This window comes from Microbacterium sp. STRO-1N (assembly GCF_057748015.1).
The window spans coordinates 1216924-1232541 of sequence record NZ_CM173234.1 but is presented as its reverse complement, the minus strand read 5'-3'; the positions used below and the strand labels follow the sequence as shown (position 1 = coordinate 1232541).

Below are 15618 nucleotides of genomic sequence, written 5' to 3'. Positions count from 1 at the left end.
CGCGGCCGAGCGGATGCCGGAGGGCGATGTCACGACCTCGACATGACGTGTGTCACGTCGAGGTCGGCTCAGTCGATGTCCTCGAGGCCCTGCAGGCGCACCTGCTCGAGATCGAGCCGTGCGGACAGGCGGCGCACCACGACGTCGTCGACCGTTCCGGCGCGGCGGAGCCCGAGCAGGACCTCGCGCTTGTGGTCCAGCAGGACGAGCTTCAAGCGGGAGTACTGATCGTGGCGAACGAGCGGCGAGCGCTGCATCAGGTCGACATCGGCCGACGTCGCGACCATCTGGAGGACGCCGTCGCGCGCCGGGGTGGTTCCGGCGGCAGCGGATTCAGCGCCGCCCTCATCCGCGGCCGACCCTGCCGACGCGGCCGACCCTGCCGACGCGCCGGGCGCCAGCGGATCCGGCGCCGCCAGCATGTCCTCCATCGCCCCGACTTCGGCATCGATCAGCGCTCGTTCCCTCGCCATCGCACGGGCGTTCGCCAGCTCGAGAGCCTCGTAGCCGTCACGGCGGATCCGATCCCTGACGTCGTCGCTGATGCCGTGTTCGGCGGCGAGCACGTCCAGTGCCGACATCGCAGCACCCGAGATCGCGCGCTCGGCGAGCTCGTACTCCTCGTCCTCGGCGTGATCCGCGGGGAAGCCGGCCCAGCGCACGATGGCGGGCAGGAGCGGCCCCTGCACGAGAAGACTGAGCAGGATCACACCCGCGGTGACGAAGATGATCTCGTTCCGGCCTTCGAGCGGCGCACCCGCCGATGTGGTCAGCGGAACGGACAGGGCGATCGCCAGGGACACGGCTCCTCGCATCCCGGCGACCGTGCTGACGAGCTGCGCTCTGGTGCGCAAGCCGCGTGGATGCACGGTCCCGCCGCCCAGCCGCTGGAACGGCACCGAGAGGAGCTGGAAGAGGAATCGCACGATCGACAGAGTCGCCCAGACCGCGAGGGTGATCAGCACGAGCCTGCCCACTTCGCGTAGGGAGGTCTCGTGCACGACCCACTGCACCTCGAGTCCGATGAGCACGAACAGGGCGCCGTTGAGCAGGAACACGCCGAACGGCCAGACCGCCTCGGCCTGCCTGCGCGAGGCTGCCGTGCTGATTTGCGGACTGATATAGGCCGCGATCAGGCCAGCTACGACGACGGCGAGCACGCCGGAGGCGTGCATCATCTCGGCGATCAGGAAGGCGGTGAACGGCACCAGCAGCAACGCGACATTGATCGTGATCGTCGTCCGCACCCGCCGCAGCAGCAGCCAGGCTGCCGCTGCGACCGCGACGCCGGTCGCGATGCCCCCGATGTACGAGACGATGACCGTCCAGGTGACCGACAGCGGCGTCACCTGGCCGCCGACGGCGAGGGACACAGCGATGGCGTAGAGGACGAGGGCCGTGCCGTCGTTGGTCAGGCTCTCCGCCTTCAGCTTCATGAAGCTGCGTCGCGGGAGCAGTCGCCCGAGAGCAGCCACGGCTGTCGCATCCGGTGGGGCGACGGCTGCTCCGAGGATGAGGGCGATCTCCCACGGCATCCCGAACAGCACGGCGATGCCGGCGACCGCGAAGGCCGAGGCGACCACGAGCAGAGTGCTCATGGGCAAGATGTAGCGGAAGTCGCGACGGATCGATCGCAACGAGGTGGTGAGGCTCTCCCAGAAGAGCATCACGGGCAGGAACAGCAGCAGCACGGTCTCCGGCGGGAGCTGCACTTCGCGCAGAGCGGGGACGAATCCCAGCAGCAGGCCGAACACCACCAGCAGGAGCGGCAGCGCCAGGCGCAATCTCGGCGCAAGCATCGTCCCCACCAGGATCGTCAGCCCGAGCAGGACCGTGATCTCGAGACCTTCCATATGACCCCACCACCTCTGCCGCCGCGTGGCTGTCCGCGAACGTGCTCAGGACACAGCGCCCGTCGACGTCAGGGTATTCCCTCGAACGATCCGGGGCGAGAGGTCGGGGCCGTAGGGTCGTAATATGCCCGCGATCCGCAACATCAGTGTCGGTCTGCCCGTGAAGGACGGCCACGTCCTGGTCCTGTTCGGTCGGGACGAGTCGATCGGAATCGACTTCTACCGCGCGATCGGCGGCGGCATCGAATTCGGGGAGCGTGCGGATGAAGCGCTGCGCCGCGAGTTCCTGGAGGAGCTGGGCGTCACCGTGGAGGATTCGCAGCTGCTGGCCGTGGCGGAGAACATCTTCACCTACGAGGGGGCGCCTGGACACGAGATCGCGCACGTCTTCGCCGTCGATTGCGCGTCGCTGGACGCGCTGCCGCTGGATGCCGAACTGCACGTCCTCGATGAGGGCTCGCCCGTGAGATGGGTGCCCATCGGTGACCTGCGCGATGGGTCGCGGCCGCTGTACCCGTCCGGCGCGACCGAAGCACTGTTCGCCCTCGTCGGCGCGGCCGCATGACGGCGCGCCGGTTGGTCCGTCCGCACGCCGAGATCGCCTTCGAGGACTCCGGCGGGGGCGGCCTTCCGGTCGTGCTGTGTCATGGCGCGGGGATGGACCGGACCATGTTCGCGGCCCAGGCAGCCGCGCTCACGAATGCGGGTTTCCGGGTCATCGCCTGGGACCTTCCGGGTCACGGCGAATCGACGCTCACCGTGGCATCCCGCTTCGCGGCATCCGATGCGCTCGACGATCTGACGGCGCTGCTGGACGAGTGCGGGGTGGATCGGGCGGTGCTCGTGGGGCATTCTCTCGGCGGCAACCTCGTTCAGGCGTTCGTGCGCGCGAATCCGCACCGCGCCGCGGGCCTCATCGTGATGGACTCGACCTGGAACGCGGGTCCGCTCGCGTGGTGGGAGCGCCTGGCTCTGCGCCTCGCGGCACCGTCGCTGGCGCTCGTTCCGGCGGGCAGACTCCCCGGACTCATGGCGCGGGCCTCGGCCGTGACCGCGGACGCGATCGTTCGGACCGAGGAGACGTTCGCCCGGATGCCCAAGCGCGTGTTCCTGGATGTCTGGCGCGCCACCGTGTCGTTCGTGGATCCCGACCCCGCGTACCGCACGCCGGTTCCGCTCGCGCTCGTGCGCGGCGCGCTGGATCGCACGGGGAACATCGCGACGGCGATGCCTGCGTGGGCTCGGACGGAGGGCGTCCTGGAGTACGTGGTCCCGGATGCCGGACACATCGTCACGTGGGATGCACCGGAGGCGACTTCACGGGTGCTGGTCGGGATTCTCGAGGAGTGGGGTCGGGGGCCCGCGACGGCTCCTGACGTGCGGTGACGAACCGCCTCGGCGTCACCGCGTCACCGGCGGGACGGGCCTGCTGCGCACGAACCGAGTCGCGCCGATGACGACCAGGGCGGTCGTCACCAGCATCCCGGCGATCCAGATCGGTGCGGTCGGAACCCGCCAGCCGGCCAGCGCGATCGCTCCGAGCACGGGCCCCGTCGCGGCACCGATGTTCAGCGCGGCAGTCGCGTAGGAACCGCCCATGGACGGCGCATCCGACGCGGCGTACAGCACCCCCGCGATCAGAGTGCTGCCGACGCCGAACGACAGCATCCCCTGGACGAAGACCATCACGATGAGCGACGCCGGCGAGGCGGCTGTCGACGCCAGGACGACCCAGCCGACCAGGAGCAGCGGTCCCCCGACACCCAGCACGAGACCCGGCCGACGATCCGACAGCCGGCCGGCGATGGTGACGCCGAGGAACGACCCGCCGCCGAACATCACCAGGACGACGGGGACCCACACATCGGGCAGCCCCGCGGTCTCGGTCACGACCGGTGCCAGGAAGGTCAGGACGGCGAACGTGGCGCCGTTGATCATGGCGCCGAGCGTCATCGCGAGGATGAGCGGCGGCGAGGCCAGCACGCCGAGCTCGGCGCGGAGAGTCGGTGTGCCGTCGCCGTGCGCCCGGCGCCCGTTCGGGACGCCGAGGATGACCCCGAGCGCGGCGGGAACGCACAGCAGCGCGATCGCCCAGAACGTCGCGCGCCAGCCCAGCGCCTCGCCGAGGAGTGCGCCGGCCGGGACGCCGGCGACGGTGGCGATCGTCGTGCCGGCGAGCAGGATCGACAGCGCTCGTCCTTTCCGATCGGGCGCCACGAGAGCGGTCGCCGTGCTCAGCGCGACTGCCAGGAAACCGGCGGTCGCCACCGCGCTGAGCGCGCGGGTGACGAGCAGCACGGAGAAGTCCGGCGTCAGGGCACCGATCGCATGGCATCCGGCGAAAGCGAGCAGGCACACGAGCAGGGTGAGCCGCGGTGGCCAACCGCGTGCGAAAGCAGCCATGAGCGGCGCACCGACGACCATGCCGACGGCGAACGCGGACGTCAGCAACCCCGCGACGCCGATCGTGACGTCGAGGTCGGCTGCTGCTGCGGGGATCAGTCCCGCGAGCATGAATTCCGAGGTGCCCATGACGAAGACCGCCAGGGCGAGCAGATAGAGGGGAAACGGCATCGAATACTCCGAGGTGAGAGATCAAGAAAGGGTTCTTCTCGTCACCACGGCCAGCGACCGGAGTACGCCGGATCGCGCCTGCGCAGAACGCGGGCGTCGTGGTCAGCGGATCATGGGGCTGGCGGTGTGAACGACAGCCCCTGACCTGTCTGATTCAGGACTCGACATGACACAGAACGTTACAGCAGGAGGCGTGTGTCGAGTTATTCACAGAAGAGATGTTCGATGTTTGAATGTCTGTGGTCTCGTGTTCAATAGTAGTTATGAACAGCACCGCGGCGGTTCTCGATCGGGTCGTTTCCGACCTCGATCGCTCGATCGAGTCCGCGGTGCGCTCGGCAGGGCTGGATGGCATGTCGGATGCCGAGAAGCTGGACGTTCTGCGGCTCGCGGGGGAGGCGCAGCGGCGGCTGGACGCGCTGGTGATCGAGACGTGCGCGACCGTCGACGGCCGCCCGGCAGGGTCGGGGGTGCCGACGTTTCCGGCGGTGTTCGGATGCCGGAACATGAACGAACTCCTGCAGCGGGTCCTGCGGGTCGACGCGACCGGCGCTTCTCGGATCGTGAAGGCCGCCGGGGCCGTGCACCGGGACGTGGAGATCACCACCGGCGCCCGGCTGCCCGCACGATGGCCCGCGCTGCGGGAGGCGATGCTGGACGGGGTGATCGGGATCGCCGGACTGCTCGCCGCGATCGACCCCATCGACCGAACACGGGGACGCATCAGCGGGCAGGACCAGCTGAAGGCCGACACCGCGCTCGCGGACTGCGCGCGCGGGATCGACGGCGACGAAGCGGGAGCGCCCGTCGACACGGACGGGCCCGAACCGGAGAACGAGCCGGAGAACGAGCGTGATGGTGCGGATGCCACCGAGACGGCTCAGGCCAACGCGGGTCCGGCGGCGACGCCGGATGACCTGCGGCAGTACGCGCAGCTGATCGCGACGTATCTGGATCCGGACGGGCCGGCGCCGTCCGAGGCGCAGGCCGCGCTGAACCGGTCGCTGACGTTCGGGCGGCTCCGCGACGGCGTCTACCCGATCCGCGGCGCCCTGCTCCCCGAAGTGTTCGCACAGTTGAAGCTCATCATCGACGCCCAGACCAACCCCAAAACCACCGGACCCGCAGACCTCGGCGTCGCATTCACCGACACCGACACCGACAGCGACAGCACGAGAGGCGGGTCCGGGTCCGGGGCGAAGGACCCGTTCAACACCGCCCCCCGCAACGTGATCGACCCCCGCACCAGGCCGCAGAAACAACACGACGCTCTCGCCACCGCGCTCGGCATCGCCGCCCGCCACCACGACATGCCCACCCTGGGCGGCGCCGCACCCACCCTCGTCGTCCAGATCGACGCCAAAGACTACGCCACCGGCACCGGGTGGGCGCACATCGCCGGCACCGACGCCCCCGTCTCCAGTTCAGTCGCCGCACACCTCGCCTGCCAGGCCATGATCCAACGCGTCCTGCTCGACGAAGGCCGCATCATCGGCATCACCACCACCGACCGCATCTTCAACGCCTACCAACGCCGCGCGATCATCCTGCGCGACAAGGAATGCCTCATCCCCGGCTGCCACGTCCCCGCCACCTGGTGCGAAATCCACCACGTCATCGAATACTCCCGCGGCGGCCCCACCAGCACCTGCAACGGCGTCCCCCTCTGCTACTGGCACCACCTCACCATCGACAAATCCGGATGGCACATCCGCATGGTCGACGGCAAACCCCAGATCCGCGGACCCGCCTGGTGGGACCCCGAACAGAAATGGCGCACCCCACGCCCCCTCCTCCCCCAATGGGTCGGCGGCTGATCGAGCGTGGAGATCCGCGCCATCTCGAGGGTCTCGAATGACCTCGGCCCTATGGTTGGCGAAGGAGAGGGCGGAGTGCAGATGAAAAGATCCAAGCGGCTAGTGTCCGTGGTTGCAGTGCTGGCACTACTCAGTGGGTGCGCCGCCGTCGATCCTCGCGCGGTCGCAGAAGACCGGCTGACCAACAGGGTGGGGGTGTCTGTGGATGCGATGGGGAGCATCGTCGCATCGATGTCTGACGCGACAGACCTGGTGGTGGAGGACTACACGACAGTGGCCAACTACGAAATTCTGTCAGGAGTGGACGATCGTCCGGTGGGGCCGGCCGCAGACGCGTTGTACTGCTTGGATCGCGTCGACGGCACGATTACGGTGTGCGTGTTCTACCCCATGGACGTCAACATTCCTGCCGGGCTCGACGGGTTCTACTCGAGTATCTACGGATGCGCGGAACTCTCCGGTGTTCCCGGAGACTATGACATCACAGTGGAGGACGTGGAGTGCCCGCAGTGGTTGGTCGACTGGTTCTCCGAACGGTCCTCGGTCGAGGATCCCGAGGCGATTTCCATCTCCGACATTTACGGGTGACCCCACACGTGTTGCGCCTCGACGCCCTGAGCAAACGGGGCGACTCAGCGCCGGCTTCGGTCATGTGCAGCGCTTTTCCGGACAGACCAGGAGACAAGCGCCAATCACACGCATCACGATTGATCGCCGGCAGAAACGTGTACATGGGCGCGCTGGCCCTGGCGTCCGACGAGGCTGAGGTATTCGACCGGTCCGGCGCTGGTGGCCCCGAACCAGTGGGGTGTGCGGGTATCGAACTCGGCTGCCTGGCCGGCTTCCAGGAGCAGGTCTTGATCGCCGAGCACCAGGCGGAGAGTGCCGTTCAGCACGTAGGCCCAGTCGAACCCTTCATGGGAGCGAAGGTCTGGAACCGCACCATCGCGGCCCGTGGGGAGAACGAACTTGTATGCCTGGACACCCCCGGGCCGGCGTGTGAGCGGGATGATGATCGACCCGTCGGCGCATGACATGGGTCGGAGATCAATTCTGGGGTTCGCCGTGCGAGGCGCGTCGACGAGGGAGTCGAGGGTGACGCCGTAGTAGCGAGCCAACGGGAGCAGCTGCTCCAGAGTCGGCCGCCGCAGTCCTGCCTCCAGTCGGGACAGGGTGCTGGTGGAGATCCCGGTCTCCTCAGCGAGCGTGGTGAGGGTGATGTCGCGGCGCAGCCGAAGGTGTTTCAGGCGTGGACCCACCGTGTCGAGAGTCTCGGAGTGTTCGCTCATGCACCTAGTTTGCCATTTGGCAAGAAAGATTGCCAGTTGCGCTTGTATGGGCGATCCTTGGTATGGACATCACGGACGAGCGGGAGGACAGCGCAATGAACGAGTTCGACAAGGACTACTGGGAGGACCAGTGGGGCGACGCCACCTCCGGCCGCAAACGCCAGCTCCCGGTCAACCCCTATCTGGCAGCGGAGGCCGCGCACCTGACCGTCGGCACTGCGCTGGATGCCGGATGCGGAACCGGGACCGAAGCGCTGTGGCTGGCCGAGCAGGGCTGGGACGTCACGGCTGCCGATATCTCCTCGACCGCACTGGCGGAGGCGAAGTCTCGTGCTGCTACCTCTGGTGTGGGCGAGCGCGTCGACTGGGTTGAGACCGACCTGTCGCGGTGGCAGCCGGGACGGACATGGGATTTCGTGGTCACCAACTACGCCCACGCACAGATCGGGCAGCTTCCGCTCTACCGTCGTATCGCCTCCTGGGTCGCCCCTGGCGGAACGCTCCTGATCGTGGGACACCTCCACAGCCATCATCCCGATGCTCACCATGGGCATGACCATCCCGAAGGGGCGACAGCGACCCTCGAGGGGATCACGAACCTGTTCGACTCTCCGGAATGGCGGATCGACTCCGCCTATGAGCAAGTGCGCACCGTCCACCCCGGCGGCTCCCCGATGCAATTGCGTGACGTGATCGTCCGCGTCCACCGACTCACCTGACTCGTCTCCCTCTGCCCGCGCCCAGGTCCTTCGACCTCGGCGTTGCTTTGGCCTGCCTGCGATCAGCGCCAGGCAGAACAGCTTCTGAAAGGAAACACGTCCCACCATGACCTCCACCACTCACGCCGGTGCAGAACCCGCCTCTCCAGTCATCGACGATCCACGACGCAGACGCGCCATCCTGTGGGCCGTCTGCATCGCCTTGATGGCCGTCGTCGCCTCAGTCAGCGGCCTCAACGTCGCTCAGCCGCAGCTGGCGACGACGTTCGATGCTTCTCAGGGGCAGGTGCTCTGGATCATCAACACCTACACCCTCACCCTCGCGGCGCTCCTCCTCCCCCTGGGAGCACTGGGCGACCGGCTCGGTCGCAAGCCGGTGCTCATCGTGGGGCTGGCGGTGTTCGGGATCGCGAACATCGCCGCCGCCGTGGCCCCGGTCATGGAGGTCATGATCGCCGCACGCATGCTCAGCGGCATCGGTGCGGCACTGATCATGCCTGTCACTCTGTCGGTGATCACCTCGTCGTTCCCGGACAGGGAGCGATCCAGGGCGATCGGGATGTGGAGTGCAGTCGCCGGAGGCGGCGGCATCCTGGGGATGTACCTCTCCGCCGTGCTGGTCGATATCGCGTCCTGGCGCTGGCTGTTCGCGCTGCCCATCGTGCTCACGGTAGCGGCACTGCTGATCGGCGCTCGCGCAGTTCCCAACTCCCGCGACAAAGCCCCTGGCCGGTTCAATGTCGTGGGGGCGCTGACCTCGATCATCGCAACCGTCGGTTTCACCTTCGCCCTGCACGAAGCACCGTCACTCGGTTGGGCCGACCCGATCGTACTCATCCCACTCATCGCAGCAGCACTCGCTACTGCCGGATTCATCCTGTGGGAACTGCGCATCCCGCACCCGCTGCTGGATATCCGCCACTTCCGCACCAGAAGCCTCTCCTCAGGCACCACGGTCTTGCTCGTGTGGTTCGGCGTCCTGGGCGGAGTGTCGCTGGTGCTGTATCCGTTCTTCCAGGTCGTCCTCGGATGGAGCGGAATCCTCGCCACACTCGGCATGATGCCCATGGCATTGCTGATGATGCTCACCTCCGGACTCGCCCCTCGTCTGACAGCACGCATCGGAGCCAGAGCATCCATGGTCATCGGACTCGCCATCGCCACCGCAGGGCTCGCGATCATGGCCGCGTTCGTGTCCGCCAACGGCGGATACCTCAGCGTGCTCCCCGGACTCATCGCGATGGGACTGGGCGCGGGCCTGGCGATGACGCCCTCCACTGAAGCGATCACCTCGTCACTTCCCCGCGAGCAGCAGGGCGTCGCCTCGGCACTGAACGACCTCTCCCGAGAGCTCGGAGCAGCCCTGGGCATCGCACTTCTGGGCGGTGTGCTGGTGGCCGGATACCAGCGCGCGATCGCCGGACGCCTTTCAGGTGTGCCCGAAGAATTCGCGGCGACAGCGCGTGAAGGCATCGCCAACGCCACGGCGATCAGCCAGAGTGCCGGGGCTCACGCGCAACAGATTCTCACCGCCGCGAACGACGCATTCATCGCCGGATGGCAGCAAGCAATGTGGGTCGGCGTCGCCGTTATGGCCGTCCTCGTGATCTTCGTGCTCTTCCGCGGTCCCGACTCCTCCACGCCTGCACAATCGTTGAACGAAACCGACGTGATTCGCTGAACCTTTCTTCGTGCTGGGAGCGTCACATGCCAACATGAAGGATGCCCTCCAGCGCGCTGTCCCTGCCGACACTCACGGGAGAGAGCGTCACGCTTCGGGCATGGCGCCGTACGGATACTGCGGCCGTCATGGAGGCGTCTCAAGACCCCCTGATTCCTCTCCTGACGAGCGTGCCGGCGACTGCGGACGAGGTGGAAGCATTAGCCTTCGTCGAGCGCCAGCACAAACGCCTGCGCGACCGCGCCGGCTACGCGTTCGCGATCGCCGATCGCGACGACATCGCGATCGGCCACATCGGACTCTTCTTCATCCCGTGCGAGGCTGGCCGAGCCAGCGTCGGATACTGGATCATCAAATCGCGGCGGCGCCAGGGATTCGCGCGGGACGCCTTGACCGCCCTGACATCATGGGCAGTCATGCTGGAGGAACTCGATCGACTCGAACTGTACGTGGAGCCGTGGAACGAAGGCTCCTGGCGGATAGCCGAGGACGTGGGCTACGCGCGCGAGCGCCTTCTCCGCGCCTGGAAACGGGTAGGCGGCGAAGCGCGCGACATGTACTTGTATTCACTGTTGACGCGATAAACGACAGGAAGGCTACCGCGCAGGTTTCGTCTATCGTTGGCACGCTGCGTCGGACGATCAGCATTCGAAGGAAACGGGTTGTCGAATGTCCCCAAGCGTCGGAACCGCGAGCTCACGGCTCATAACGATTCGTGGAAATTCCGGCAGCGGGAAGAGCCTCCTTGCACAGGCCATTCGCGCGGCTCGGCCCCGAGGGATCGCGATTCTCGGCCACGACACTCTTCGCCGCGAGATCCTCCACGTCCCCGACCGGCCCGGCGCGCTGAGCGTCGAATACATTGACCTGTCTGCCAGGTTCGCACTCGACAACGGACTGCACGTCGTGATCGAGGGCATTCTGCACAGCGAAATCTACGGTGAGATGCTCACGCGCCTGATCCGCGACCATCGAGGAACCACGGCAAGTTACTACTACGAACTCGAGCTTGAAGAGACGCTGCGACGACATCGGACGAAGTCGAAAGCCGAAGAAATCTCCGAGGCCTCCGTGGAGTCCTGGTACCGAGCGACCGACCGGATACCGCTTCTGTACGAGGCCGTCTTCGATGCCGACGTCACGCCCGAGCAGGCGCTCGACCTCGTGCTGCGCGACGTCGCCTGGTCCCATCAGGCGTGAGATGGATCCGGCTCACCTCCTGGAACCTCCGCAGTGACGATCGCGGGGAACGGCAGCCGCTCCCAGAACTCGACTGCCGATTCTCCCGACTCGACCGCACCGGTGTACACCAGCCACGCGGTAAGGATCATGCCGTGGGTGCCGACGACGAGGTGAGAGGCGTCGTAGCGCCGCAACGCGTCCGATACCCGGAGCACTGCGGACTCCGGCGATTCCCAGCCCTCATGTCGGTCGTCCAACACTCCGGACACCCAGGCCCGACGCGCCGCCCGGTATCCGTCGTGAACTGCCTCGACTCGATCCACCTCGCGAAACCCCGCATCGACCAGCACAGCACCCTTTGCAGATCCGGTCGCCAGCGCGACCGTCTTCAGTGCCTTGAACTCAGGACTCGAGATCACCAAAGCGTTGGGCGGGAGAGCCAAGGACTTGGCAGCCTGGACGCCGTCTGCCGTCAGCACCCACTCTGACGGCCGAATGCTGGCGTCCACTTCGGGATGCGCATGCCGAACGAAGCTCACCACCCGCCCGCGCGCAGCCCCCGCCCTCATCTCCCAGGACTCGTCACTCAAACCGCACCGTCCGTCACGGCACGGTTGTGCTCCATCGCCGCCGCGACCCAGAACGCCAGCCCGTCATCGTCCGCGATGGCGGCAGGGGCGACATCGATCCAGCCAGGACCCATGTCGCGCCCCGGTCCCATCTCGGCCTGCGCCGCGCCCGGCGTCGTGAGCAAGTCCGCGTGCCGATCCGCAGCGACCCGCACCAGAAGCGCCCCATCTTTCTGCGCGGCGACGATCATCTTCTCGTTCACCATGATCGACCGGCCGCCGAACATCGACACCTCGCGCACTGTGGGCTCCGCGGAGAGCAGGCTGCGAAGGCGATCGACCAACGCAGCCTGCTCCGCCGTCATCGTGCTCACGACGCTCGTCCGTCCGTGTCAGCTCTGCGCAGCCGCCGAGTAGTCCGGCAGTTCCTGCAGCGTCCAGGTGTTGCCGTCCGGATCGTGGAAGGTGACGAACCGTCCCCACGCCTGCTCGTCGACGCCGTCCGCCTCGACACCCGCGTCGCGCAGCTGTGCGAGCGCAGCATCCGCATCGGGCACGACGACCTGAATCGAGTCCTGCTGGCCCGGCTGCAACCCGCCGCCGAGTCCCGTACCGAACGCGATCGAGCAAGCCGACCCCGGCGGGGTCATCTGCACGAAGCGCAGCTCGTCATTCACCCGCTGGTCGTGGTCGGCGTTGAAGCCGATCTTGACGTAGAAGTCCTTCGCGCGGTCGACGTCGGTCACCGGCACGAAGATCAGCTCGATCTTCCAATCCATAGCGCACACCTCCACGGCGAGACCGTCCCGCCCGAGTCCAAGCTAGGCCCGGCCTCCGACATCCACCACCCCGATGTGGCTCACGATGCCGGCAGGAACACACCGCTCAAGAAGGTGTCCAGTTCCCCCACGCCGTCCAGTGGCAGGATCGCCGCGACGTACTGATCGGGCCGCACGACGACGACGACGCCGTCGCGCGACAGCTCGCGCGCCTCGAAGACATCCGTCGCCGTCCACTTCGACGGCCCCGCCGCGTATACCTTCTCCCAGTCGGTCAGCCCGAGCGGCCCGGTCTGCGGCTGGAACAGCGCGGGAACCGACGGGAAGTCCACGTCCTCGAACGGCTGCTGATACACGGCTTTGACGTCGAAGAGGGCATCGACATCGGCATCCGACGGGGTGAAGCGGGCGAACACCTCCGCAGCGGCCGCGGCCCACGAAACCAGCGCCGAAGCATCCCGACCCCCGAAGGCGTACACCCGCCAGCGTCCATCCGCCCTGGCGTGGTGGCCGAGATGCACGACGTTGCCGTCGCAGACCCGCACGACCTCGGCGGATTTGAACCGCTTGCCGAGCGGGAACCCGGCCGCGAGCGCCTGGTGCGCATCGGAACCCACGAGAATCGACGGGCTGTACTGCGTCATGAACCCGGACGGGAACTCCGCGGTCGCGAGGTAATAGGTGGCCAGGTCGTTCGGATCCGAGATCTCCTCCGGCTTGCGCGCCATCAGCGAGGACCACTCACGATCGAAATCGATCAGTTGCTGCGCGACCGGCCGCCGTTCAGCGCCGTACGTCGCCAGCAGCGACTCCGGCGAGCGCCCCGTGATCACGGCACCGAGCTTCCAGCCCAGGTTGAAGCCGTCCTGCATCGACACGTTCATGCCCTGGCCGGCCTTGGCACTGTGCGTGTGGCACGCGTCGCCCGTGAGGAAGACGCGCGGCGTGCGTCCCGACCCGTCGATCACGTCGTCGAAGCCGTCGGTCACGCGGTGGCCGACCTCGTAGACGCTGTGCCAGGCGACCTCCTTCACGTCGATCGAGTACGGATGCAGGATCGCATTGGCCTTCTCGATGATCGCCTCGATCGGCGTCTGACGCACGCGGTGCTCGTCGTTCTCGGGAACCTCGCCGAGATCGATGTACATCCGGCTGAGGTACCCGCCCTCGCGCGGGATGTGCAGGATGTTGCCCGCCTCGGCGTTGATCGCGCACTTCGTGCGCCAATCGGGGAAGTCCGTGTTCACCAGCACGTCCATCACTCCCCACGCGTGCGCCGAGATCCCGCCGACGTGCGTGCGTCCGATCGCATCCCGGACCCCGCTGCGCGCGCCGTCGCAGCCCACCACGAACTTCGCCCGCACGGTGCGCTCGCCTACGGCTCCTCGCACCCTGACCTCGACTGGGAACTCGCCCCCCTCGTGCACGGTCAGCCCCAGGAACTCGACGCCGTAGTCCGGCACGATCCGCGCCGGCCCGTGCGCCGCCGCCTCGGCGAAGTAGTCCAGCACACGCGCCTGGTTCACGATCAGGTGCGGGAATTCGCAGATGTCGTACGCGTAGTCGGCCGTCCGCGTGGTCCGCCGGATGTTCGCAGGGTTCTCGGGGTCCGGCCCCCAGAAGTTCATCCATCCGATGTTGTACGCCTCGGCGATGATCCGCTCCGCGAATCCGAACGCCTGGAACGTCTCGACACTGCGCGGTTGGATGCCGTCGGCCTGACCGAGCTCGAGCCGTCCTGTGCGCTTCTCGATGATGCGCGTCGTGACCGCGGGGAACTGCGACATCTGCGCGGCCAGCAGCATCCCGGCGGGCCCTGACCCGACGATGAGCACGTCGACCTCGTCAGGGAGATCGCTCGGCCGCTCGAAGCCCGCGCCGGACGCCGGCAGCACCCGCGGATCCTGCGAGACGTAGCCGTGGTGGTGGAACTGCATCGTGTCCTCCTCGGACGACGGTGTCGAGGTGTGCCCGGTGCCTTGCGGACGAGGGCCGGCGTGTTCTATATTCGAACATGCCGTTCTACTATTGAACAGATCGTATACGAAGCGGATGCCGGCGGACAAGCCTGCCCCGAACGACAGGACGCCCATGGCCAGCACTCCGACGCGGGGGCCCGCCTCGCAGACGCTCAGCCGCGGCATCCGCATCCTCGAAGTCCTCGCGGACGCCCGCGAGCCGCTCACGATCGACGACATCGCCGCACGCCTCGGAGTGCACCGCTCGGTCGCCTACCGACTGCTGCGCACGCTCGAGGAGCACGGACTCATCACCCGCGACTCCGGCGGACGCGTGCAGCTCGGCGCGGGGCTGGCAGCCCTGGCCGCCGGCGTCGCCCACGACCTGCAGGCCGAAGCGCTCCCCGAACTCACCGCCGTTGCGAACGAGTTGGGCGCGACGTGCTTCCTCACCGTGCTCGACCACGATGAGTGCGTGACGCTGGTCAGCGTCGAGCCGCGCCACGCGATCAATCCGGTCGCCCAGCGCCCCGGCACGCGGCATCCCGTCACCCGCGGCGCACCTGGTAAGGCGATTCTCGCGCAACTGGGCGATGCAGCCAGGACTCTGCTGCCCGCTGGGCTCGTCGACGAGACGGCAGCCGTCACCGCGCGCGGCTACGCCACCAGCCACGACGAGGTGATCCCGACGCTGCGCTCGGTCGCCGTCCCGCTGACAGTCCGCGGTCGAGGGCCGGCCGCGATCGCCGTCGTGTTCGTCGCCAGCAGTCACGACGACGACGCCATCGCCGCCCGGCTGACGCGCTCGGCCGACGCCGTGCGCGAAGCGCTCGGCGGCTGACCCGGCATCCGATCGGCGGGTCGGAGAGGTCAGCTCGCCGGTGAGTGCTCCGTGACCAACCGGGTGTCGTACGACGCGACCCGCTGCGGAACGCCGTCGAACGCCTCGGCCCGCGCGTCCGAAGCCATGTAATCGGCCTCGCGAGCCAGGAACGCCTCTGCGTCGCCCTCGGCGCTGACCGCCCAGACGAACTCGTTCGTCTCGCGGAGGCCGTACGCGAACTCGATCGTGAATCCGGCCGCGGGGCGCACCTTCGGCATCCACTGCTCCCACCAGTCGACGAACGCGTCGTACTCTCCGTCGACGAGCACGTACCGGCGAAGCTGAGTGGTCTTCATGCGTTCATCCTGGCAGAC

Annotated in this window: 17 protein-coding genes; 9 read left to right on the top strand and 8 right to left on the bottom strand. The window is 67.5% G+C overall.

The features are described from left to right. Positions 1–68: 68 nt before the first annotated feature. A complete protein-coding gene (locus AC3ANJ_RS05690; RefSeq protein ID WP_488318631.1) occupies positions 69–1853 on the bottom strand; it encodes a Na+/H+ antiporter in 1785 nt (594 codons plus the stop codon). A 124-nt stretch (positions 1854–1977) separates the two neighbouring features. Here AC3ANJ_RS05690 and AC3ANJ_RS05685 point away from each other — a divergent pair, with 124 nt between their 5' ends. After that, entirely contained in the window at positions 1978–2418 is a 441-nt protein-coding gene (locus AC3ANJ_RS05685; protein ID WP_488318630.1) for an NUDIX hydrolase, read from the top strand. Continuing rightward, positions 2415–3239: an alpha/beta fold hydrolase gene (locus tag AC3ANJ_RS05680; RefSeq protein WP_488318629.1), complete on the top strand. Its 825-nt coding sequence runs from the start codon at positions 2415–2417 to the stop codon at positions 3237–3239. Before AC3ANJ_RS05685 ends, AC3ANJ_RS05680 begins: the two co-directional genes overlap by 4 nt. A gap of 15 nt (positions 3240–3254) precedes the next feature. Here AC3ANJ_RS05680 and AC3ANJ_RS05675 read toward each other — a convergent pair whose 3' ends face one another. Continuing rightward, positions 3255–4427, bottom strand: coding sequence for a Cmx/CmrA family chloramphenicol efflux MFS transporter (locus AC3ANJ_RS05675; protein WP_488318628.1), 1173 nt, complete (start codon positions 4425–4427; stop codon positions 3255–3257). A gap of 263 nt (positions 4428–4690) precedes the next feature. Between AC3ANJ_RS05675 and AC3ANJ_RS05670 the strand changes: the two genes are divergently transcribed. Beyond that, positions 4691–6244 (top strand): HNH endonuclease signature motif containing protein, encoded by a 1554-nt coding sequence (locus tag AC3ANJ_RS05670; protein ID WP_488318627.1) that lies wholly within the window; start codon positions 4691–4693, stop codon positions 6242–6244. A 6-nt stretch (positions 6245–6250) separates the two neighbouring features. Next, positions 6251–6832, top strand: coding sequence for a hypothetical protein (locus tag AC3ANJ_RS05665; protein ID WP_488318626.1), 582 nt, complete (start codon positions 6251–6253; stop codon positions 6830–6832). A gap of 113 nt (positions 6833–6945) precedes the next feature. Here the strand turns inward: AC3ANJ_RS05665 and AC3ANJ_RS05660 are convergent, their stop codons facing one another. Then, positions 6946–7533: a helix-turn-helix domain-containing protein gene (locus tag AC3ANJ_RS05660; RefSeq protein ID WP_488318625.1), complete on the bottom strand. Its 588-nt coding sequence runs from the start codon at positions 7531–7533 to the stop codon at positions 6946–6948. A 95-nt stretch (positions 7534–7628) separates the two neighbouring features. Between AC3ANJ_RS05660 and AC3ANJ_RS05655 the strand changes: the two genes are divergently transcribed. The 4 genes from AC3ANJ_RS05655 to AC3ANJ_RS05640 all read left to right on the top strand — a co-directional run bounded on the left by AC3ANJ_RS05655 (position 7629) and on the right by AC3ANJ_RS05640 (position 11133). Further along, the gene (locus AC3ANJ_RS05655; RefSeq protein ID WP_488318624.1) at positions 7629–8252 is read left to right on the top strand and encodes a class I SAM-dependent methyltransferase; all 624 of its coding nucleotides are present in this window, start codon (positions 7629–7631) and stop codon (positions 8250–8252) included. 106 nt (positions 8253–8358) lie between these two features. Continuing rightward, positions 8359–9933 (top strand): MFS transporter, encoded by a 1575-nt coding sequence (locus AC3ANJ_RS05650; RefSeq protein WP_488318623.1) that lies wholly within the window; start codon positions 8359–8361, stop codon positions 9931–9933. Between the two features lie 41 nt (positions 9934–9974). Beyond that, positions 9975–10517, top strand: coding sequence for a GNAT family N-acetyltransferase (locus AC3ANJ_RS05645; RefSeq protein ID WP_488318622.1), 543 nt, complete (start codon positions 9975–9977; stop codon positions 10515–10517). A gap of 85 nt (positions 10518–10602) precedes the next feature. After that, complete coding sequence (locus tag AC3ANJ_RS05640) at positions 10603–11133, top strand: P-loop NTPase family protein (protein ID WP_488318621.1); 531 nt, start codon at positions 10603–10605, stop codon at positions 11131–11133. Here the strand turns inward: AC3ANJ_RS05640 and AC3ANJ_RS05635 are convergent. From AC3ANJ_RS05635 to AC3ANJ_RS05620, 4 genes are all read right to left on the bottom strand, one after another. Then, on the bottom strand, positions 11124–11705 hold the full coding sequence (locus AC3ANJ_RS05635) for a histidine phosphatase family protein (RefSeq protein ID WP_488318620.1): 582 nt from the start codon (positions 11703–11705) through the stop codon (positions 11124–11126). The genes AC3ANJ_RS05640 and AC3ANJ_RS05635 overlap by 10 nt on opposite strands. Next, positions 11702–12049 carry a TfoX/Sxy family protein gene (locus tag AC3ANJ_RS05630; protein ID WP_488319235.1) on the bottom strand — a complete coding sequence of 116 codons (348 nt, stop codon included), beginning with the start codon at positions 12047–12049 and terminating at the stop codon, positions 11702–11704. The genes AC3ANJ_RS05635 and AC3ANJ_RS05630 overlap by 4 nt, the downstream gene beginning before the upstream one ends. A gap of 27 nt (positions 12050–12076) precedes the next feature. Next, a complete protein-coding gene (locus tag AC3ANJ_RS05625; protein WP_488318619.1) occupies positions 12077–12463 on the bottom strand; it encodes a VOC family protein in 387 nt (128 codons plus the stop codon). A gap of 80 nt (positions 12464–12543) precedes the next feature. After that, entirely contained in the window at positions 12544–14400 is a 1857-nt protein-coding gene (locus AC3ANJ_RS05620) for an FAD-dependent monooxygenase (protein ID WP_488318618.1), read from the bottom strand. 154 nt (positions 14401–14554) lie between these two features. Between AC3ANJ_RS05620 and AC3ANJ_RS05615 the strand changes: the two genes are divergently transcribed. Then, positions 14555–15262 carry an IclR family transcriptional regulator gene (locus AC3ANJ_RS05615; protein ID WP_488318617.1) on the top strand — a complete coding sequence of 236 codons (708 nt, stop codon included), beginning with the start codon at positions 14555–14557 and terminating at the stop codon, positions 15260–15262. Between the two features lie 29 nt (positions 15263–15291). Here AC3ANJ_RS05615 and AC3ANJ_RS05610 read toward each other — a convergent pair whose 3' ends face one another. Then, complete coding sequence (locus AC3ANJ_RS05610) at positions 15292–15600, bottom strand: hypothetical protein (protein ID WP_488318616.1); 309 nt, start codon at positions 15598–15600, stop codon at positions 15292–15294. Between the last annotated feature and the right edge of the window lie 18 nt (positions 15601–15618).

What these genes read in the sequence shown, in the direction of transcription:
- AC3ANJ_RS05690 (WP_488318631.1), bottom strand. Translation starts at nt 1,853, where the DNA reads ATGGAAGGTCTCGAGATCACGGTCCTGCTCGGGCTGACGATCCTGGTG.
- AC3ANJ_RS05685 (WP_488318630.1), top strand. Translation starts at nt 1,978, where the DNA reads ATGCCCGCGATCCGCAACATCAGTGTCGGTCTGCCCGTGAAGGACGGC.
- AC3ANJ_RS05680 (WP_488318629.1), top strand. Translation starts at nt 2,415, where the DNA reads ATGACGGCGCGCCGGTTGGTCCGTCCGCACGCCGAGATCGCCTTCGAG.
- AC3ANJ_RS05675 (WP_488318628.1), bottom strand. Translation starts at nt 4,427, where the DNA reads ATGCCGTTTCCCCTCTATCTGCTCGCCCTGGCGGTCTTCGTCATGGGC.
- AC3ANJ_RS05670 (WP_488318627.1), top strand. Translation starts at nt 4,691, where the DNA reads ATGAACAGCACCGCGGCGGTTCTCGATCGGGTCGTTTCCGACCTCGAT.
- AC3ANJ_RS05660 (WP_488318625.1), bottom strand. Translation starts at nt 7,533, where the DNA reads ATGAGCGAACACTCCGAGACTCTCGACACGGTGGGTCCACGCCTGAAA.
- AC3ANJ_RS05655 (WP_488318624.1), top strand. Translation starts at nt 7,629, where the DNA reads ATGAACGAGTTCGACAAGGACTACTGGGAGGACCAGTGGGGCGACGCC.
- AC3ANJ_RS05650 (WP_488318623.1), top strand. Translation starts at nt 8,359, where the DNA reads ATGACCTCCACCACTCACGCCGGTGCAGAACCCGCCTCTCCAGTCATC.
- AC3ANJ_RS05645 (WP_488318622.1), top strand. Translation starts at nt 9,975, where the DNA reads ATGCCCTCCAGCGCGCTGTCCCTGCCGACACTCACGGGAGAGAGCGTC.
- AC3ANJ_RS05640 (WP_488318621.1), top strand. Translation starts at nt 10,603, where the DNA reads ATGTCCCCAAGCGTCGGAACCGCGAGCTCACGGCTCATAACGATTCGT.
- AC3ANJ_RS05630 (WP_488319235.1), bottom strand. Translation starts at nt 12,049, where the DNA reads ATGACGGCGGAGCAGGCTGCGTTGGTCGATCGCCTTCGCAGCCTGCTC.
- AC3ANJ_RS05625 (WP_488318619.1), bottom strand. Translation starts at nt 12,463, where the DNA reads ATGGATTGGAAGATCGAGCTGATCTTCGTGCCGGTGACCGACGTCGAC.
- AC3ANJ_RS05620 (WP_488318618.1), bottom strand. Translation starts at nt 14,400, where the DNA reads ATGCAGTTCCACCACCACGGCTACGTCTCGCAGGATCCGCGGGTGCTG.
- AC3ANJ_RS05615 (WP_488318617.1), top strand. Translation starts at nt 14,555, where the DNA reads ATGGCCAGCACTCCGACGCGGGGGCCCGCCTCGCAGACGCTCAGCCGC.
- AC3ANJ_RS05610 (WP_488318616.1), bottom strand. Translation starts at nt 15,600, where the DNA reads ATGAAGACCACTCAGCTTCGCCGGTACGTGCTCGTCGACGGAGAGTAC.